Origin of the sequence: Oceaniserpentilla sp. 4NH20-0058 (genome assembly GCF_040371755.1) — a bacterium.
Classification (GTDB): domain Bacteria; phylum Pseudomonadota; class Gammaproteobacteria; order Pseudomonadales; family Oceanobacteraceae; genus Bermanella.
Window position 1 is genome coordinate 233,504 of record NZ_BAABWE010000001.1, and the last position, 19,947, is coordinate 253,450.

Annotated in this window: 19 protein-coding genes and 3 tRNA genes; 12 read left to right on the forward strand and 10 right to left on the reverse strand. The window is 40.5% G+C overall.

The genetic code is table 11. The features are described from left to right. The first annotated feature begins 21 nt into the window (after positions 1–21). Genes aat through infA form a run of 3 tightly spaced genes read left to right on the forward strand, consistent with a single transcriptional unit; the run spans position 22 to position 1,722 of the window. Positions 22–714 (forward strand): leucyl/phenylalanyl-tRNA--protein transferase, encoded by a 693-nt coding sequence (gene aat / locus ABWV45_RS01000; protein ID WP_353347780.1) that lies wholly within the window; start codon positions 22–24, stop codon positions 712–714. Continuing rightward, the gene (locus tag ABWV45_RS01005; protein ID WP_353347782.1) at positions 707–1,444 is read left to right on the forward strand and encodes an arginyltransferase; all 738 of its coding nucleotides are present in this window, start codon (positions 707–709) and stop codon (positions 1,442–1,444) included. The genes aat and ABWV45_RS01005 overlap by 8 nt, the downstream gene beginning before the upstream one ends. 59 nt (positions 1,445–1,503) lie before the next feature. Beyond that, entirely contained in the window at positions 1,504–1,722 is a 219-nt protein-coding gene (gene infA / locus ABWV45_RS01010) for a translation initiation factor IF-1 (RefSeq protein ID WP_007017783.1), read from the forward strand. Between the two features lie 43 nt (positions 1,723–1,765). On the opposite strand, the gene clpA is transcribed toward infA, so the two are convergent. Together clpA and clpS are read right to left on the reverse strand one after the other, a co-directional pair. Then, the gene (clpA, locus tag ABWV45_RS01015) at positions 1,766–4,039 is read right to left on the reverse strand and encodes an ATP-dependent Clp protease ATP-binding subunit ClpA (protein ID WP_353347785.1); all 2,274 of its coding nucleotides are present in this window, start codon (positions 4,037–4,039) and stop codon (positions 1,766–1,768) included. Positions 4,040–4,050: 11 nt separating this feature from the next. Next, entirely contained in the window at positions 4,051–4,398 is a 348-nt protein-coding gene (clpS, locus tag ABWV45_RS01020; protein WP_353347787.1) for an ATP-dependent Clp protease adapter ClpS, read from the reverse strand. Positions 4,399–4,581: 183 nt separating this feature from the next. Here clpS and ABWV45_RS01025 point away from each other — a divergent pair, with 183 nt between their 5' ends. Beyond that, the gene (locus tag ABWV45_RS01025; RefSeq protein WP_353347789.1) at positions 4,582–4,857 is read left to right on the forward strand and encodes a cold shock domain-containing protein; all 276 of its coding nucleotides are present in this window, start codon (positions 4,582–4,584) and stop codon (positions 4,855–4,857) included. A 53-nt stretch (positions 4,858–4,910) separates the two neighbouring features. On the opposite strand, the gene ABWV45_RS01030 is transcribed toward ABWV45_RS01025, so the two are convergent. Next, the gene (locus tag ABWV45_RS01030) at positions 4,911–7,139 is read right to left on the reverse strand and encodes an NADP-dependent isocitrate dehydrogenase (RefSeq protein ID WP_353347791.1); all 2,229 of its coding nucleotides are present in this window, start codon (positions 7,137–7,139) and stop codon (positions 4,911–4,913) included. A 249-nt stretch (positions 7,140–7,388) separates the two neighbouring features. On the opposite strand from ABWV45_RS01030, the gene ABWV45_RS01035 reads away from it, so the two are divergent. Genes ABWV45_RS01035 through hflD form a run of 4 tightly spaced genes read left to right on the forward strand, consistent with a single transcriptional unit; the run spans position 7,389 to position 10,188 of the window. Beyond that, positions 7,389–8,003, forward strand: a complete 615-nt coding sequence (locus ABWV45_RS01035; protein WP_353347793.1) for a pseudouridine synthase — start codon at positions 7,389–7,391, stop codon at positions 8,001–8,003. Further along, positions 8,000–8,452: an NUDIX hydrolase gene (locus ABWV45_RS01040; RefSeq protein ID WP_353347795.1), complete on the forward strand. Its 453-nt coding sequence runs from the start codon at positions 8,000–8,002 to the stop codon at positions 8,450–8,452. Before ABWV45_RS01035 ends, ABWV45_RS01040 begins: the two co-directional genes overlap by 4 nt. Next, positions 8,445–9,554, forward strand: a complete 1,110-nt coding sequence (gene mnmA, locus ABWV45_RS01045) for a tRNA 2-thiouridine(34) synthase MnmA (RefSeq protein ID WP_353347797.1) — start codon at positions 8,445–8,447, stop codon at positions 9,552–9,554. Before ABWV45_RS01040 ends, mnmA begins: the two co-directional genes overlap by 8 nt. Before the next feature lies 1 nt (position 9,555). Further along, positions 9,556–10,188, forward strand: coding sequence for a high frequency lysogenization protein HflD (gene hflD, locus ABWV45_RS01050; RefSeq protein WP_353347799.1), 633 nt, complete (start codon positions 9,556–9,558; stop codon positions 10,186–10,188). Positions 10,189–10,193: 5 nt separating this feature from the next. Here hflD and ABWV45_RS01055 read toward each other — a convergent pair whose 3' ends face one another. Next, a complete protein-coding gene (locus tag ABWV45_RS01055) occupies positions 10,194–12,029 on the reverse strand; it encodes a sulfatase-like hydrolase/transferase (RefSeq protein WP_353347801.1) in 1,836 nt (611 codons plus the stop codon). A gap of 148 nt (positions 12,030–12,177) precedes the next feature. Here ABWV45_RS01055 and purB point away from each other — a divergent pair, with 148 nt between their 5' ends. Genes purB through ABWV45_RS01075 form a run of 4 tightly spaced genes read left to right on the forward strand, consistent with a single transcriptional unit; the run spans position 12,178 to position 16,255 of the window. Further along, entirely contained in the window at positions 12,178–13,545 is a 1,368-nt protein-coding gene (gene purB / locus ABWV45_RS01060) for an adenylosuccinate lyase (RefSeq protein WP_353347803.1), read from the forward strand. A gap of 60 nt (positions 13,546–13,605) precedes the next feature. Next, positions 13,606–14,772 (forward strand): ribosomal protein uL16 3-hydroxylase, encoded by a 1,167-nt coding sequence (locus tag ABWV45_RS01065; RefSeq protein ID WP_353347805.1) that lies wholly within the window; start codon positions 13,606–13,608, stop codon positions 14,770–14,772. After that, entirely contained in the window at positions 14,769–15,668 is a 900-nt protein-coding gene (locus tag ABWV45_RS01070; protein ID WP_353347807.1) for a GNAT family N-acetyltransferase, read from the forward strand. Before ABWV45_RS01065 ends, ABWV45_RS01070 begins: the two co-directional genes overlap by 4 nt. Next, positions 15,617–16,255, forward strand: a complete 639-nt coding sequence (locus tag ABWV45_RS01075; RefSeq protein ID WP_353347809.1) for a hypothetical protein — start codon at positions 15,617–15,619, stop codon at positions 16,253–16,255. The genes ABWV45_RS01070 and ABWV45_RS01075 overlap by 52 nt, the downstream gene beginning before the upstream one ends. Positions 16,256–16,321: 66 nt before the next feature. Here ABWV45_RS01075 and ABWV45_RS01080 read toward each other — a convergent pair. The 6 genes from ABWV45_RS01080 to uvrY form a co-directional block, all read right to left on the reverse strand. After that, a tRNA-Leu gene (locus ABWV45_RS01080) sits at positions 16,322–16,407 on the reverse strand. Between the two features lie 16 nt (positions 16,408–16,423). After that, positions 16,424–16,497, reverse strand: a tRNA-Cys gene (locus ABWV45_RS01085). Positions 16,498–16,590: 93 nt separating this feature from the next. Further along, positions 16,591–16,666, reverse strand: a tRNA-Gly gene (locus ABWV45_RS01090). Positions 16,667–16,831: 165 nt separating this feature from the next. After that, a complete protein-coding gene (pgsA, locus tag ABWV45_RS01095; protein ID WP_353347811.1) occupies positions 16,832–17,410 on the reverse strand; it encodes a CDP-diacylglycerol--glycerol-3-phosphate 3-phosphatidyltransferase in 579 nt (192 codons plus the stop codon). Positions 17,411–17,434: 24 nt separating this feature from the next. After that, positions 17,435–19,237, reverse strand: coding sequence for an excinuclease ABC subunit UvrC (uvrC, locus tag ABWV45_RS01100; RefSeq protein WP_353347813.1), 1,803 nt, complete (start codon positions 19,235–19,237; stop codon positions 17,435–17,437). A 14-nt stretch (positions 19,238–19,251) separates the two neighbouring features. After that, positions 19,252–19,902, reverse strand: a complete 651-nt coding sequence (uvrY, locus tag ABWV45_RS01105) for a UvrY/SirA/GacA family response regulator transcription factor (protein ID WP_353347815.1) — start codon at positions 19,900–19,902, stop codon at positions 19,252–19,254. Positions 19,903–19,947 lie beyond the last annotated feature (45 nt).

Genomic DNA, 19,947 nt, shown 5'->3' on the forward strand with positions numbered 1-19,947 from the left:
AAATTATCTAGCAAGGTTTCCATGAACCAACCCATAATTTGGCTTAATGAGGACCCAACCCTCTTTCCTAGCCATAATAGTGCCTTTAAAGAACCTAACGGCTTATTAGCTGCAGGGGGAGACTTGTCTCCCTCGCGACTCTTAAACGCTTACAGTCTTGGGATTTTTCCTTGGTACAATGAAGATGACCCTATTTTGTGGTGGTCTCCGGACCCTAGGTCGGTTGTTATTCCGCAACAATTTGAGCCCTCAAGAACCCTTAAAAAGGTCATTAATCGCTCAGAGTTCACCACTACAACTGACACATGCTTTACTGAGGTTATGGAGTCCTGCGCAGCCCTTAGAAAAGATGGCCTAGGGACATGGATAAATTCAGATATGATTGAAAGCTACACCAAACTGCATAAAATGGGTTTTGCTCACTCAGTCGAATGCTGGCAAGACTCAAAATTAGTGGGTGGGTTATATGGTATAGCTATTGGCAAGGCTTTTTTTGGTGAGTCTATGTTTTCAAAGGTAAGTAATGCAAGTAAGGTTGCGTTTGCCAGTCTTTGCAACCATTTAGTCAAAGCAGGCTTTGAAATTATTGACTGCCAAGTGCACAACCCCCACTTGCAAAGCTTGGGTGCCTCAGAAATACCAAGAGCTTCGTTTTTAGAGATACTGAAGCACGCTACAGCAGCTGAGACTATAAAGGAATGGACCTTTGAATGAAGTAAACTCAGGAACAGACGACAATATTCGTTTATTAACCCTAAGCGAAGACCATGCCTGCAGCTATCTTCCCAATCAGAAAGCCAATTCGGTATTCTTAGATCACAAGACACCGCCTAGCTGGCAGCAATACTCTCAACTAACCCGAATTGGTTTTCGTCGCTCTGGCGATCATTTCTATCGCCCTCACTGTAAGACTTGTGATGCTTGTTTGTCTTGCCGCGTCGGTAGCTATGAGATAAATCTACAAGGCAAGCGCTTCAAAAGAATTCTTAAAAAATCTGAGCATCTTAGCTATTCATTTGTTCATTCTCACTTTACACCAGAACACTATGAGCTTTACGAAAACTACATAAATAATCGCCACCATGATGGTGATATGTATCCGCCAAGCACTGATCAATACAAGGGTTTCCTAGTCTACCCAGCCAAATATAGCTATTTTCTTGAAATTCGTGATCAAGATAAATTAATCGCATGTTGCGTGACCGACGCACTTGATGATGGCTTAAGCGCAATCTACACCTATTTTGATACTGGTTATGAAAAATACAGCCTAGGAACATTGGCTGTATTGTTGTTGTGTAAAATATCCAAGGAAATGACCCTGCCATATGTTTATCTTGGGTACTGGGTAAAAAACAGCCAAAAAATGCACTACAAGGCTCAATTTAAGCCACTTGAGATATTTAATGGTGAAAATTGGCAGCCCTTATCCGAGCAGGTCTAGCTAATTATTTAAAATTAAGGCAGAATGCGCTCCGTTTTTAATGTAACCCAGGTGAATGAATGTCTAGAGAAGACCACATTGAAATGGATGGAGAGGTTATTGATACCCTTCCAAACACAATGTTCCGTGTAAAACTTGAAAACGGCCACGTTGTGACTGCCCATATTTCTGGCAAGATGCGTAAAAACTATATCCGTATTTTAACAGGCGATAAGGTGAAGGTTGAACTGACTCCTTACGACTTAAGTAAGGGCCGTATTACATATCGCGCCCGCTAACAAAAAAAGCCCCAAAAGGGGCTTTTTTTATTTCTTCTTAGCTCTAATTTTCAAGCTCTGCTACCTCTTCATCACACATGATCGATAATGTAATTGCATCGTCTTTAAGGTCAATTCTTACCGTTCCACCTTTATCTGATAATTCACCAAATAAGATAAGTTCTGCCAAGGGCTTTTTAACCTCTTCTTGAATCAGACGGGCCATCGGTCTTGCGCCCATCTGAGGATCATAGCCATGCTCAGAAAGCCATTCACGAGCCTCATCTGATGCATAGATAACCACTTTTTTATCATCAAGCTGAGATTGCAATTCAGTTAAGAATTTATCAACCACGTGTCCGATCACATCTTTACCTAATGAAGAGAATTGAATAATTGCATCAAGCCTATTTCTAAATTCAGGCGTAAACTGCTTACGAATCACCTCCATTGCATCTGTTTGATGGTTCTGCTCATTAAACCCAATAGAGCGACGACTGCTTGCCTCTGCCCCTGCGTTTGTTGTCATAACCAGTACAACATGTCTAAAGTCTGTTTTACGCCCGTTATTATCAGTCAACGTGCCATGATCCATAACTTGTAGGAGTAAATTAAAGACATCAGGGTGAGCCTTTTCAATTTCATCCAGAAGCAGCACGCAATGAGGTGTCTTATTCACCGATTCTGTAAGTAAACCGCCCTGATCATAACCAACATAACCCGGAGGCGCGCCAATTAGTCGGGAAACGGTATGGGCTTCCATATACTCTGACATATCAAAACGAATTAATTCCATACCCATTACATGAGCTAACTGCTTTGTCACCTCAGTTTTACCAACGCCTGTTGGACCAGCAAATAAGAATGAACCGATTGGTTTTTCTGGTGCTTTCAGCCCTGCTCTAGAGAGTTTGATCGCATTGGCAAGACCTCTAATTGCTTCGTCTTGACCGTAGACCATCATCTTCATATTTTTGTCTAAGTCTTGAAGTGATTTCTTGTCATCTACATTAACTGAGCGAGAAGGAATACGAGCGATCTTTGCCACCACCTTTTCCACATCTGTAACGTTAATTACCTTTTTACGCTTACTAGGGGCCACAAGCTGCTGTCCTGCCCCTACCTCATCAATAACATCAATGGCCTTATCTGGCATATGGCGATCACGAATATATCGATCAGCCAGCTCGGAAGCAGCTTTGAGTGCTTTATCTGTATACTTGAGGTTATGATGCTCTTCAAACTGAGTTTTTAAGCCTTTCAAAATCTTATAGGTATCTTCAACGCTTGGCTCACATACATCTATTTTTTGAAAGCGTCGCGCTAGAGCACTGTCTTTTTCAAAAATACCTCTGAACTCATTAAACGTAGTTGAGCCCATGCAGCGTAACTGACCTCCTGTAAGCAAAGGTTTGAGCAAGTTAGATGCATCCATAACACCTCCGGAAGCAGCACCTGCACCAATAATGGTATGTATCTCATCAATAAATAAAATAGATTTAGGCTGTTTTTTTAATTCAGCCAAAAGTGCTTTGAATCGTTTTTCAAAATCACCACGATATTTTGTACCTGCCAATAATGCACCCATATCTAAACTATAAACTACAGCGTCTTTCATTATTTCAGGGATTTGGCTATCCACAATACGACGAGCTAGACCCTCAGCAATGGCTGTCTTACCAACACCTGACTCACCAACCAGTAAAGGATTGTTTTTACGACGACGTGATAATATTTGAATACATCTTAGTAGCTCTTCATCACGACCGATTAACGGGTCGATCTTGCCCTCTTTTGCCAACTTATTAAGATTAGTCGCATAGTTATCTAGGGCTGCAGTAGAGCTGTCAGTGCCAGCCTCTTCTTCTAGGCTTTCTGATTCTATTTCTTCTTGCTCACCATTAAGTTTAGAAATGCCATGACTAATAAAATTCACTACATCAATGCGGGCAATATTTTGTTGTTTTAGGAAATAAACCGCTTGGCTTTCTTGCTCGCTAAAAATTGCAACCAATACGTTTGCACCTGTTACTTCTGACTTACCTGAGCTTTGCACATGAAAAACAGCTCTTTGAAGCACACGTTGAAAACCTAAGGTTGGCTGGGTCTCACGCTCACCATTAGATTCTGGAAGCAACGGCGTGGTTGAATCTACAAAATCTTGTAGTTCCTTAGCTAGGCGATCTATTTCCGCACCACAGGCAAGCAGAACCTCTTTAGCAGCCTCATTGGAAGTTAATGCCAGCAAAAGGTGCTCTACAGTCATAAATTCATGGTGCTTGCCCCTAGCTTCTTTAAAGGCAGTGTTTAAGGTGGCTTCTAAATCACGATTCAGCATAAAGTTCCCCTTTATTTAACCTGCTGTACTTCACACATTAGTGGGTGCTGGTGTTCTTTGGCGAAAGCGGCTACTTGAGCTGCTTTTGTCTCGGCAATATCTCTAGTGAAAACCCCACACACCGCTTTGCCTTGGGTGTGCACGGCCAGCATCACCTGTGATGCCTTTTCTATATCCATCGAAAAGAACAGGGTTAAAACCTCTATAACAAAATCCATCGGAGTGTAGTCATCATTTAGCATGATCACTTGGTACATTGACGGTTTTTGAAGTTCTGGCTTTACTGGTGCAACAGCTATGCCATGCGCTTCTTCTTTGCTGCCTTCTCCCATATTTAAGATTAGATTACTTTTGTCCATTCTGCTGTACCCTACACGTCTCAATAGTTGATTTATATACTGTGCACAAAATCCGAATCAACCCCTTGACAAAAAAGAAATATTGCCACAATGTAAGTTTCAATAGGAATTCATATAGATGTCACTTAGACACTATATGGTCATTAAAATAATAAATACAAGTCTGGTTATGGAGTACAACTCATGCAAACAGGGAAAGTAAAATGGTTTAACAATGCCAAAGGTTATGGATTTATTCTTTCTGATACTGGCGGTGAAGATTTGTTTGCCCATTACTCTTCCATTCAAACGGAAGGTTATAAAACCCTAAAAGCAGGCCAAAGTGTTCAATTTGATACTAAGCCGAGTGATAACGGTACTCACGCCATTAATATCACACCCCTAGATATGCTTAGTAATAGCAAAAATACGCAGCATGAAAACGCTGAGCGTGCATTAAGCTCAGCCCAAGATGCATAAGCCAAGCGAATAGACAAAAAAAAGCCCAGTTCATTACTGGGCTTTTTTATTCATTAAATACTATTAATAATGCTATTTAATGTATTACTTGGGCGCATAGCCTTCGCTGCTTTTTCAGTATCAGGGTGATAATACCCACCAATCTCATAGGCCTTGCCTTGCGCTGCACTTAACTCTTTAACGATTTTACTGCGGTTTTCCTCTAAGCTTTTAGCTACATCAGAAAATATCGATTTAAGCTCAGAATCGCTTTCTTGCTTAGCTAATGCTTCTGCCCAGTACAAAGCCAAATAGAAATGGGAGCCACGATTATCAACTTCACCTACACTTCTCAGTGGAGAGCGATCATGGTCTAAGAACTTACCAGTGGCTTCATTCAGTGTTTCAGCTAAAACTAACGCTTTAGCATTGTTAGTTTTATGCCCAAGGTCTTCCAAAGATACACCCAAGGCTAAAAATTCACCTAACGAATCCCAGCGTAAGTGCCCTTCTTCTGCTAATTGCTGCGCATGTTTTGGAGCTGAGCCGCCGGCGCCCGTTTCATATAGACCACCACCCGCAAGCAGTGGCACAATAGAAAGCATCTTGGCACTGGTTCCCAATTCAAGAATCGGGAATAAATCTGTCAAATAATCACGTAACACATTACCTGTTACAGAGATGGTATTTTCACCCTTACCTACTCGCTCAAGCGTGAACTTAACAGCATCTACCGGGGATTTAATTTGAATGTCTAACCCCTTAGTATCGTGATCTTTTAAGTAATTATTAACAATTGTAATTAGATTGGCATCATGTCCGCGCTTTTCATCCAACCAGAAAACAGCAGGCTGACCTGTTGCACGGGCGCGATTCACGGCTAATTTAACCCAATCCTGAATTGGTGCATCTTTGGTTTGACACATGCGCCAGATATCACCTTGCTCTACAGTATGCTCCAGTAAGGTGTTATTCGCAGAATCCAGTACTTTTATGGTTCCAGATTCTTTCAAAATAAAGGTTTTATCATGAGAGCCATATTCTTCTGCTTTTTGAGCCATAAGACCCACATTAGAAACATTACCCATGGTTGTTACATCAAACGCACCATGTTGCTTACAAAACTCAATGGTTTGCTGGAATACTTCTGCGTAGCAGCGATCAGGGATTAACGCTTTGGTATCATGCATTTTGCCATCTACGCCCCACATTTTACCTGATGCACGAATAGCAGCAGGCATAGACGCATCGATAATGACATCATTAGGTACATGTAGATTTGTAATGCCTTTAGCTGAATCAACCATAGCAAGGCGTGGGCGGGTTTCATAAACGGCCTGTATATCAGACTCTATTTCAGCTTGTTTATCTGCAGGTAGAGATTTTATTTTTGCGTAAACATCACCAAGGCCATTGCTTGTATTTACATCTAGCTCAGCAAATAAGTCGGCATGCTTTGCAAATACATCCTTATAATAAACCGTCACCGCATGACCAAACATAACAGGATCACTGACTTTCATCATGGTGGCTTTTAGATGCAAAGACAGCATCACATCGTTGTTTTGAGCATCTTGCATTTGCGCTTCATAGAATTCACGTAACGCTTTAGAGGACATAACAGAAGCATCAATCACTTCAGATTTTTGTAGTTTTACCTCTGGCTTTAATATGGTTTCTTGGCCTTCAGTGTTAGTCAGTACAATAGACACACTGCCGGCTTCAGTCATTACATGTGATTTCTCAGAGCCATAAAAATCATCTTGCTCCATATGAGCAACATGAGATTTAGAATCAGATCTCCATTCACCCATACTATGAGGGTTCTTTTGAGCATAAGCCTTAACTGGAGCAGCTACTCGACGATCACTATTACCCTCACGTAAAACAGGGTTAACCGCACTACCTAGGATTTTTGAATAGCGAGCTTTAATATCTTCTTCTTTTTCGCTTGAAGGGTTAACAGGGAAATCAGGAATTGCATAACCTTGCTTTTGCAGCTCTTCAATTGCTTCATTTAACTGGGGTATAGAGGCACTAATATTTGGTAGCTTAATAATATTAGCTTCAGGTGTTTTGGCTAATTCACCTAATTCTTGCAAGTCATCACTTTGACGCTGAGACTCTTCCAAAAACTCCGGAAAACTTGAAAGTATGCGGCCAGCCAGTGAAATATCGCGAGTTTCAACTAATAGATTTGCTGGTTTTGAAAAGGCTTCAATGATTGGCAGTAAAGAATAAGTAGCTAACGCAGGTGCTTCGTCGGTCAGTGTATAAATGATTTTGGGTGTTTGGTTCGTCATTATGTATCCTAAAGTTCTTTGGCTTTTATTGCCGAAACTCAATAAAAAGCAGCTTGTGACCACTCTTTTGTTGATTCCCCTAATAAGGGGTTTATAACGGCTTTTGGCCGCTATAGGACTGCTTATGTATTTTTAAGGCGCGGATTGTATCATGCAATGGTATAATCAAAATGGCTTTTTGTAAATTTTTTACATGATCAGCTTCAGATACATCATACTCCCCTAAGTTTGGTAATTTTATTACAAGATATGGCTAAACTCATATTATTTAACAAACCCTTCAAGGTAATGTCTCAATTTTCTTCTTGTGATGATAAAAAGACATTAGCAAATTTTATTAATATTCCCAATATTTACCCTGCAGGTCGCTTAGATTATGACTCCGAAGGCCTCCTACTGTTAACCGACAATGGCCAATTACAACACCAAATAGCCCACCCGAATCATAAAGCAGAAAAAACCTACTGGACTCAAGTTGAAGGCGCTCCAACAGAATTTGATCTAGATAAATTGCGAAACGGTGTACTTCTCAAAGATGGGCTGACACAACCAGCCAAGGTCAAAATTATAAACGAGCCAGAGATATGGCAGCGCACACCACCTATAAGGGAGCGGGCAAATATCCCAACCACTTGGCTTGAAATTATTATTTCTGAAGGTAAAAACAGGCAAGTAAGGCGCATGACTGCTGCTATTGGACACCCAACACTTAGGTTAATCCGCAGCGCCATTGGCGAATGGACTGTTAATAAATTAAACCCTGGTGAGTTTACTGAGCTAACCGTTGATGCACCCGTAAAGAAAAGATCGTATCAGAATAAGGGAAAATTCGGTAAAATGCGGCCACCTAGGAGATCCAGATGATTCGTTTTAAACCTAATTCTACCGTTGCGACCATAATAGAGCATAAAGGTAAGCTGCTTTTTGTAGAAGAAACAGACAATGATAGAACGGTTTTCAACCAGCCAGCGGGACATATCGAAGAAAACGAAACACTTATACAAGCAGCCCAGCGTGAAACCTTAGAAGAGACAGGCCATAACTGTGAAATCACTCATTATATAGGTCTATATACATATAAAGCGCCATCAAACGGTGTCATGTATCATCGCCATTGCTTTGCTGCTAAGTCGACGCACTACAATCCAGACCACCCTTTGGATGAAGGTATTATTGCCGCAAAATGGATGACCCTAGAAGAACTAATTAACAGTGGACAGGCTCGCTCCCCACTGGTGATCAAATGCGCACAAGATTATCTAGATAACAAGCGTTATCCATTAGAGCTGATTTATGAACACCCATATGAATAATTCAAATACCGACAAAACAGTCATAGTTGGTATGTCCGGAGGTGTAGATTCCTCGGTTTCCGCATACCTACTCATAGAGCAAGGCTATCAGGTAGAAGGCCTATTCATGAAAAACTGGGATGAAGATGACGGCACTGAATATTGCACCGCGATGGATGACCTTGCTGACGCTAAGGCCGTATGTGACAAACTTGGTATTAAGCTTCATACCGCTAACTTTGCTGCTGAATACTGGGATAACGTATTTGAACACTTCCTACAAGAATACAAAGCAGGCAGAACCCCTAACCCAGATATTTTATGTAATCGTGAAATTAAATTTAAAGCCTTCTTAGATTACGCCAAGGTTTTAGGCGCCGACTACATTGCAACTGGACACTACGTTAGGCGCTCTGACGATGACAGTCATACCTATCTTTTAAGAGGCTTGGATGGCAATAAAGACCAATCTTATTTTCTTCATGCTGTTGGTGAAAGTGAAATCAAGCAAACACTCTTCCCTGTCGGTGAGCTTGAAAAACCAGAAGTCCGAAAAATTGCTGAAGCCCAAGGTCTTGCCACCGCTAAGAAAAAAGACAGTACAGGCATATGCTTTATAGGTGAACGTCGTTTTAAAGATTTTTTACAGCAATACCTACCAGCGCAACCCGGAATCATTGAAACGGCTGAAGGCGAAGAAATTGGCAAACATGAAGGTTTAATGTATTACACCTTAGGTCAAAGGCAAGGTATCGGTATTGGCGGCACAAAAAATCACGGTACAGAACCATGGTTTGTTGTAGCTAAAGACCTAGAAAGAAATGTATTAATCATTGGTCAAGGAAAACAACACCCACTCTTATTCTCAGATTCACTTACTGTTTCTGAAATCTACTGGGTAAACAACGAACCTCATGTTTTTCCATTTGAATGCACCGCTAAAGTTCGCTATAGGCAACCCGATCAAGATTGCACAATTTTTAAAGAAAATGGTATCTACAGAGTTGAGTTTTCAGAATCACAACGAGCTGTTACACCAGGCCAATCATTGGTGCTTTATAATCAAGATACTTGTTTAGGTGGAGGCGTTATCGAAACCACCACTAAGCACAGCGACAAATAAAATGACAAAATCAAACATAGATAACCAAGCGCTTGCATTAGCCGGATTATTTCAGGCAACGCATCTCGTTGAACAAATTGCCCGAACTGGACAGGTCAATGAACACGAATTAAAAATCTGCATAGAAAGCCTCTTTCAAACACACCCTAAATCCATTGAAGATGTGTACGGAGGCGCTCATACAAACTTAACACTCGGATACAAAGAACTTCGTTTTTTCACCGGTGGCAAGACAAAAACAAGTTCAACACCAGATGTCATGCGCTACGCTCTTGGAGTTTTACACTTAGAAGGTAAGCTGAGAAAAAACAAAAAGATGTTGCCAAAAGTAGCTGATGGGATTGATCTTGCCAAAAGACAATTAGATCACTTTCACAGCTCTCATGAAAACCTAATAGCTAATCTTTCCGGTTTATATCAAGAAACATTAAGTACGTTACGATTCCGCATACACGTAACCGGAAGTGTTCAACACCTACAAAACCCACAAAATGCACACAAAATAAGGGCATTGCTATTATGCGCTGTACGCGCTGCTATTTTATGGCGCCAAGTGGGCGGTAAGCGTTGGCAATTATTATTTGCACGTCAGCGATTAAATCGTGCTTGTGAAAACATCATTGGTAAATCTTAATGCGGCTATTTAGCCGCATTACCCCCATAAAAATGCTTCATTTTTTCAAGCACCCCAAAGGCTGACTTAGGGCTTAATTGCAATGAGTCATCTAATTCATCATTATTATTTCGGCTTTCAGGCAGACCAATTGGATTTTGTATAAAGCTTCCTTGCGGCGTTACAAACGCATAATTATAGTAGCTCGCAATAATTTGAGGCCCCCTTTGTACATCTGAAAATAAATTAGAACCGCTACTGTAATCAGAAACAGGGTTGCTGCAATTCAATAACTCATCCACCAAGGTCGCCATTACATCCACGCTGGATGTTCTATAATTAACTTCTTTTGCCTCTTTCCCAGGCCAGTGAATAACCAAAGGCACTTGTGTTTGGAATTTTGTGTAATTACTACCGTGACCAAATCTTGTGGGCTTAGTATCAGCAAATTCTTCAGCGTGATCAGATGTGACAATCAAGACTGTGTTGTCATATTTACCTGTTTCTTTTAGTGTCTTAATAAGTTTGCCAATTAAATCATCAACAAAATAAATACTATTTTTATAACGATTAAAAAAGGGTTCAGGATTCTTACCTGCTTTAAAATCCACCAAGCTTGGCTTTTGTGTAGGACTAAACTTTGAAAACGACTCCGGGTAGTAGTATAGGTAGTGCGTCGAGTTAAAAAACATGAATCCAAATACACTGCTTTGGGCTGATTCAAGTTTTTGAGTCATTTTATTGAGCACATCAATATCCTTTTCAATGGTATCACTGCCCTCTCCATGTTCGACATGCTCACGAATGGGTAGAAAACTTGTATCAGTCAACTTAAGGCGGTCAATATCCCCACTTGGATACACCCCAAATTCATACCCTTCTTTCTTTAACTCCTGCAAGAAAACCGGACCGCCAACACCATTATTGGCTATAAAATTATCCATATAGGTTGGAGAAACGCCGTACATCAATGAAAAGATACCGCGAGTGGTGACACTACCATTTGAGTGGTGATCGCTAAATGAAATAGCATTTTTAGAAAGCTCATATGTATTAGGTGACACCAAGCGGTTCATTGTATCCGCTCGCCAGCTTTCTAAGACAACAACAATAATATTGGGTTTATTATCCATTGACGTGCACTGCAACGCATTTTTTGGATATTCAATATTATTACTAACAATCAGCTTGGTATTGGGGGTGTTTTTCTTCATCTCTTCTGAGCGAGACTGCACAGGAAAATAAAAAGGAACATGATTACTTATAGATGTTATAGGGGTGTAGCTTTCATTGAATGCTTTAATATGAGATAGACTAATAAATGCTATATCTGCCAGCAACAGTGCAAACAAAGCCACACCTGAATATCTCATTACTTTTGCTTTTAAAATCTTTTGATTGACCAGCCATAAAAAGAAAAACTGACAAACAGCAATAAGCGCTGCAACAAACGAGAATATTAAGTAGGTTTTTAAAGAAACATCAAAAAACTCGCCACCTTCATCTGCCCAAAAAGCCTCGATAAAAAACCAATTAACATGGTAATTATAAATATCATAGATATAGCTATCTATGAATACTACAACAGCTAAGTTTCCACACAGGCCTATAGTGATGACTTGTAATGGCCAGCGCGAATAGGGAATTAAGCTCAAGGGGGAAATCAAAACAATGGCTAATATTGCGTACAACCCCCAAACAGAAGGGAGTAGCGCCACTTGATACATCAAATCCCACATGGCGGTTGCATCTGGAAAATGCTTGGCAAACATAGTCGATATTAGACTAATGAGCACCACATTTAGCAGTAACAACCAAGCTATAGCCCTATTCACAAGCCAAACTTGTTTTAAATACGCCATGTAAAAACCTTAACTTTATAAAAATGCCACATTCTATCTTTAGGCAATCACAGGGTACAGTCACAAACTCATATAAATACTGCCTAATTACACGAAAGACTGTATAATTTGCGCCTTATTTTTAGCTTACTCAGAACGCGAGGAATTCATGGATCTTTCAGCCTTAACTGCTGTATCACCTATTGATGGACGCTATGGCAGCAAAACCACTGAACTACGTAGTATTTTTAGTGAATTCGGCCTAATTAAATATCGCGTTGAAGTTGAAGTGCGCTGGTTGCAGCGTTTGGCTGAGCACACTGCTATCGCTGAAGTTCCTGCTTTCAGCAAAGAAGCTAACGATCTATTAAATGCCATTGTCGACAACTTCAATGAGCAAGACGCTCAAAAAATCAAAGACATCGAAAGCACAACTAATCACGATGTAAAAGCTGTCGAGTACTTCTTAAAAGAAAAAATTGAAACCAATGCTGAGCTAGCTGCAATTACTGAATTTGTGCACTTTGCATGCACCTCAGAAGACATCAACAACTTATCCCATGGACTCATGCTTAAAGCTGGCCGTGATGAGGTTGTATTACCGTACCTTGAAAAAGTTAGTAACGCCATTGCTGAGCTAGCAATAGAGCACGCTGAACTACCAATGCTATCACGTACACACGGTCAAACAGCCTCCCCTACTACCTTGGGTAAAGAGATGGCAAACGTTGTTGCACGTATGCGTCGTCAAATTAAACAACTTAAGGATGTCGAAATACTAGGCAAAATGAATGGGGCCGTTGGTAATTACAACGCCCACTTGTCTGCTTACCCTGATGTTGACTGGGCTGATAATGCGGAAATTTTCATTAGTGGGTTAGGCTTAACATTCAACCCATACACTACGCAAATAGAACCTCACGACTATATTGCTGAGTTATTCGATACCATTGCCCGTTTCAACACCATTTTAATCGATTTTGATCGCGATATTTGGGCATATATTTCAAATGGTTACTTCAAGCAAAAAACCATTGCTGGAGAAGTAGGTTCTTCTACCATGCCACACAAAGTTAACCCAATTGACTTTGAAAACTCAGAAGGCAATTTAGGCATTGCTAATGCCGTTATGTCACACCTAGCTCAAAAACTACCAATTAGTCGTTGGCAGCGTGACCTTACTGACTCTACAGTATTGCGCAACATGGGGGTTGGCCTTGGTTACAGTTTAATTGCTTACCAAGCGTCTCTTAAAGGTATAAGCAAGCTGGAGGTTAATGAAGTTCGCATTGCTCAAGATTTAGATAATGCCTATGAAGTACTGGCGGAGCCTATTCAAACCGTTATGCGTCGCTTTGGCATAGAACAACCATACGAAAAACTAAAAGCCTTTACTCGTGGTAAAGCCATCACAAAAGATATGATGATCGAATTTGTAGACTCCTTAGAGCTACCTCAAGCGCAAAAGGATGCTCTAAAAGCAATGACACCAGCAAGCTATACAGGTAACGCTGCTGATCAAGCCAAAGCTATCTAAATATCACTACTCCCTTTAAAATCCCGCTACGGCGGGATTTTTTTTGCACAAGGATTAACCATGAATATATTAGGCAACATCAGCATCGATACTTTTTTGTCTGAGTATTGGCAAAAAAAGCCACTCCTTATTAGGAATGCCTTCCCCTCATTTATTAGTCCTATTGACCCCGATGACCTAGCAGGCCTTGCAATGGAGGAGCAAGCTGAATCTAGAATGATCTTTGAACATGGCTCTGACGGCCCTTGGCAGTTAAAACACGGTCCGTTTTCAGAAGATGACTTCAATCGCCTACCAGAGAAAGACTGGACATTACTGGTACAGGCCGTTGATCAATGGGTACCTGAGCTATCCGATATTGTTGATCAATTTAATTTCATACCCAAATGGCGGCTAGACGACCTAATGGTGAGCTTCGCCCCCAAGGGAGGCAGTGTCGGACCACATTTTGATCAATATGATGTATTTTTGCTTCAAGCTCACGGGCAACGCCATTGGCAAATTGGTCCTAAATACAGTGAAAATAGTGCATTCCTTCAAGGTACAGACCTTAAAATTCTACAAGATATGCAAGTCGATGAAGAGTGGACTCTAAATCCCGGCGATATGCTCTACATTCCGCCTCAGTATGCTCACAACGGTGTTGCGCTGAACGATTGCATGACCTTCTCCATTGGCTTTAGAGCACCCAGTGAATCAGATATTTTAAGTCATTTTGTTGATCATGCTTGCTTAAATTTAAATGAAGATAATCGCTACAGTGACTTAGATTTATCAGATTCAAAGCCCCAACCCGCACTCATAGATGATAAAGCCATTGACCGAATACAAGCTCTATTGCAAAAACAGTTAACTGATCGAGAGCATATTGCAAAGTGGTTTGCAGGGTTTATGACTGAAAGTAAATATGAGGACCTGCAAGAACCTCTAGAAGAACCATTAGATTGGGAGGAAGTCGCCCCGTTCTTTCAATCCTCACATACAATCACACAAAATGAGACCAGCCGCTGGGCATACACTTCACAGGAAGGCCGATTAACACTCATGATTAATGGCAAAGAAGTATGCGCAACAACCGACACTATGCTAGCTCAACTAGCCCAACACCTTGCTAATCATCGCCATATAAAAATTGCCGATATTCTACATCAGCTTGAAAGCTCACAATGCCAAGAGTTACTGCTAGACTTAATAAATGAAAATCATATTTATTTTGATGACGAATGAGCCAAATCAAAATTAAACAAACTTGCTGGAGTGATGACAAAGACATTCTGCAAGAGATACGCAACCAAGTCTTTATTCAAGAGCAGCGTGTTCCGGCTGAACTTGAATGGGATGATTTAGATAATACAGCCAAGCACTGGCTTGGCTTTATTGATGACACCCCTGTTGCTTGCGCCAGACTGCTAAGCAACGGAAAGATAGGTCGAATGGCAGTATTAAAGCCTTTTCGAAAAATGGGGTTAGGTAGCTTACTATTAGAAAGTATTATTGCCCAACAGGACAAGCCCTTTGAGTTGCACTTGAGCGCACAGTGTCACGCCTTTAGTTTTTACCTAAGCAACGGGTTTTCTGCATGCTCTGCACCATACGATGACGCCAGCATCCCACATATTGACATGCAATTTAGTGATACTCTCAACCACAAGTACCAACTAGGGAATGATTCCTCCCTCTATCATGGAAGTACACTATTAGAAGCAAAAGGCTATCTGGATTTAATCTTAACCCAAACCACTAGAAGCATTATTGTGATGTGTAACGACTTGTGTCATGCAATTCTTGCTAGTCAATCCATGTCTGATTGCATAAAAAAGCAGTGTAAACTCAACAAGCATTTTAGAGTATATCTTCTAGTTAAAAATTTCTCCCAACTAGAGCGCAGCCATAACCTATTAAACTTATTAGTAAGACTGCCTACATATTTTCACATTCGACAATCAAAAGAGAATCTGCCCAATCAAATATTATTTGATTCAACTGCTTGGCTAGATTATGAAAATAACACCTACCGAGTAAACTTTTCCGACAGATCAAAAATAAAGCTAACCATGGAGCGCTTCAATACATGCTGGCACAGCGCAAAACTAATAAACGATATCAGGCCGCTATCTATTTAACACTACTGTGTTTGATTTCGTGCTCAAACGAGAGTATTACCATCGTAGAGCTACGTAACCTACAAGCCGAAAACAGTGTTAAGTTAATCGAGCGTTATACTCAAGATGACATTTCATATGACATCATAGATAATCGTATTGTTTTTTATACCCACAAAGAAAATATCCAACCACTTATATCACTACTTGAGACACTAGATAAAAGCCCTAATCACTATATATTGCGCTTTTCATGGGGAGACCGTAAACATTACAGCACCACAGCCCTCCCTGCTCCTATTCCCATTAACTTAAACACAGAAAATCCTGTTTCGTTATTCAATAAATATTGGGCATTAAAACTAGTCAGCTTAAATCAAAGTCAGTTTTCTTTAAGCGTATTCACTAAAAACATCAAAAACGCCTCTCGCGCGGAAATTGAATCAATAAAAATACAAAATGGCACTAAGCTCAAATTTAGAAATCAAAACAACATTGAAGCCAATCCCACCGCCCATAAATTTATTATCAACAAGCATGAGAAAACAATGGTAACAATTGAGGGTTGGCCGGAAGGCATATTCTTAGAAATTTTAGATGCTTTATGAGCAGGCATAAAAAAACCAGCCTAAGCTGGTTTCTTATAAAAATAAGATGATATCTTATTTTTGAATTGGTGCCCGGAGCCAGACTCGAACTGGCACGCTCTATGAGCGAGGGATTTTAAATCCCTTGTGTCTACCGATTTCACCACCCGGGCAAGACACTGTAAAACATGGAGGCGCGAGCCGGATTCGAACCGGCGTACACGGAGTTGCAGTCCGCTGCATAGCCTCTCTACCATCGCGCCAACAATTTTAATTTGAATACTAAGAGTTGCAACTCTTCAAACTAAAATTAAACCAACCTTTTGGGATGGCAACATTCTATTACTAGAATGATTTGGAGCGGGAAACGAGACTCGAACTCGCGACCCCGACCTTGGCAAGGTCGTGCTCTACCAACTGAGCTATTCCCGCAATTCGCTGTCTGGTTATCCCTGACAACGGAGGCACATTCTAATGACTACAGCCTAAGTGTCAACTTTTTTTTCCTTATTTCTGAAACACTTAGCGCATTTTTCATGTTTTGACTATAAAATCAACAAACCACATTCAAGCTTTCAAAATTCATTATCAAATCAATCAACTAGATTGCTTTAGGGTCGGCCAAGCGGCCAACAAATAAGACAACATAGACCAAAATGTTAAGACTGCAGCCGCCACCAAGAAACCAACTGCCGCAATATACCAGCCATCCGACGCAATCAATGCTCCACTGCCTGATGGCTCTATACCCAACATTCCACAAATGGCAAACATCTGTAATAGCGTTTTAGCCTTACCTACAAAATTAACCGCCACCGTGTCGCTTTTACCCATAGAAGCCATCCACTCACGTAAAGCCGAAATGATTACCTCTCGAGCCACAATAACAAGTGCTGGTAATGTCACCCATAAAGTCTGGTCACGCTCAACAATAATCATTAAAGAGACAACAACGATTAACTTATCAGCAACGGGGTCCAAGAAAGCACCAAAAGGCGTCATAAGATTCATTTTTCGAGCAAGATAGCCGTCCCAGTAATCTGTGATTGATGCAACCCAAAATACAACTGCTGCTGCAAAGCTTGCCCAGTACACAGGCAAATAAAACATAATCACCATCAGCGGGATCAAAACAACACGAATTGATGTGAGAATATTTGGTAAATTTAAAGGCATTGTCTTTCCAACTGCAAATTGTAGCTATGAGCCATGTAAGGCATCGTATATTTGTTGAGCTAATTGACGACTAATTCCAGGAACCTTGCTAATCTCGTCAACATTGGCGGCTTTAACCTGCCCAGCATCTCCAAAGAATCTTATCAGCTCTTTGCGTCTTTTTGGACCTATTCCAGCAATTCCTTCCAAAATTGACCTTCCACGCGCTTTTGCGCGTCTTGCTCGATGCCCTACTATTGCAAACCTATGAGACTCATCCCTAATTTGCTGTATCAGGTGTAAAGCTGGTGAGTTCAAGTTTAAAGTAAATTCTTTTCCTTGGAATATCAAAATTTCCATCCCCGCTTTACGTGTCACCCCTTTGGAAACACCTAACACAGGGATGTCATTGATAGATAAATCACTCAATACGTTAAGCGCAATATTTAATTGCCCCTTGCCACCATCAACTAACAAAATATCCGGTTTTTTATCATGACTTAGTTTTTTAAAGCGACGAGTCAAAGCCTGCTTCATAGCCCCGTAATCGTCACCCGGCTCTATGCCTTCAATATTGAATTTGCGGTAATCATTTTTTAACGCCCCTTCTTGATTGAAAACAACGCACGACGCTACCGTCGCTTCACCATGACTATGACTAATATCAAAACATTCCATTCGCACAGGCATCTCAGCAAGAGAAAGCACTTCTTTTAGGTCTTGGTATTGAGTCAATATATGTAATTTATCCTGCTGCTTCACCCTAACGGCTTCTTGAGCATTCGCTATGGCCAACTGCAACCAACGGCTTCTTTCAGCACGTACGTTAACTGACAGCTTAATTTTTTTATCTTTTTTCTCACTTAAAGCCGTACGAATTAATGACTGATCTGCCATCTCATGAGACACAATTACTTCATCCGGTATTTCTTTATTCAAAATAAAATAAAATTGGGAAATAAAAGCAGCAAGAGCTTGCTCATGAGACTCGTCCATTTGAAACTTCGGGTAATAAGAGCGACTTCCAAGCATCCTTCCATGACGAACCGAGGCAACATGAACCGCAGACACGCCTTTTTGCATATCAATCGCTATAATGTCAGCATCACCCTGTTGCGCATCTATGGATTGAGATTCCTGAACTTTACGTAGATATTGAATCTGATCACGAATCCTTGCCGCCTCTTCAAATTTTAAGTTATTTGAGAGTAGTTCCATCTCATGATTTAAATTCACCAATAAATCGTTATTCTTTCCTTGTAGAAACATTTGCGCATGTAAAATATCAGCCAGATATTCCTCTTTGGAAATCAAGCCTACACAAGGTGCTGTGCATCGACCTATTTGATGCTGCAAGCAAGGTCGAGAACGATTATTAAAATAACTATCTTCACAATTTCTTAAACGGAAAACCTTTTGTAAAAAATTAAGGCTCTCTTTAACAGCTAGGGAGCTAGGAAAAGGACCAAAATACTCCCCCTGTTTAAATTTCTTACCTCTTACATGAGTAATCAAAGGGTATTCATGTGAGGACCGATATATATAAGGATAGGACTTATCATCCTTAAGCAAAATATTGTAAGGGGGCTTGTTCTGCTTAATTAAGTTTTGCTCCAGCAACAACGCTTCCGTCTCACTACCGGTAATACTAATTTCAATCCCATGAATTTTTGAAACAAGTGCAACCGTTTTATTAGTTAAACCACTGGAACTAAAATAACTTGAAACTCTATTTTTTAAATTTTTAGCTTTGCCCACATATAGAAGCCCTTCGTCTTTATCGTACATGCGATAAACACCGGGCTTTTGAGTAAGGCTCTTAAGAAAGGTTTTTGAATCAAAACTCATGATAGGGTTTTGATTTAATTAATGGATTCGGTATCAATAATACCGTGGCGAATCGCTAAGCGGGTCAATTCGACATCGCTATTTATGTTTAATTTTTCAAAAATTCGATAACGATATGTATTAACTGTTTTAGGACTTAAAAATAATTGATCGGAAATTTCTTGAACCTTCGAGCAATTAACAATCAATATTGAAATTTGCATTTCTCGATCAGAGAGCACATCAAATGGACAAGCCTCTTCTTGCGTTGCAAAAGGTTTTAATGCCATTCTTTGTGCAATCTCAGGGCTGATATATCGCTGACCAGACTTAACTTTAAGTACAGCCATAATCATTTCTTCCGTAGTTGACCCTTTGGTCATATAGCCAGCTGCACCAGCCTGTAACAAGCGAGAAGCAAATGGGTCTTCTGCACAGGCCGTCACTGCAATAACTTTTACATCGGGATTCAAACGTATCAGCTTATGTGTAGCTTCAAGTCCACCCATACCAGGCATGCGTATATCCATCAATATAACATCAGGCTCATGGGTTTTAGCAAGATCAATTGCCTCCTCCCCACTGCTTGCCTGTGCAATAACTTCTATTTTATCGCTACTGCTAAGCAAACTTACAATTCCCATGCGAACGAGGTCATGATCATCAACAACTAATACTCGAATCAAGATAAACCCCTAGCAGTACATAAAATATCGGACACTATGGCATCA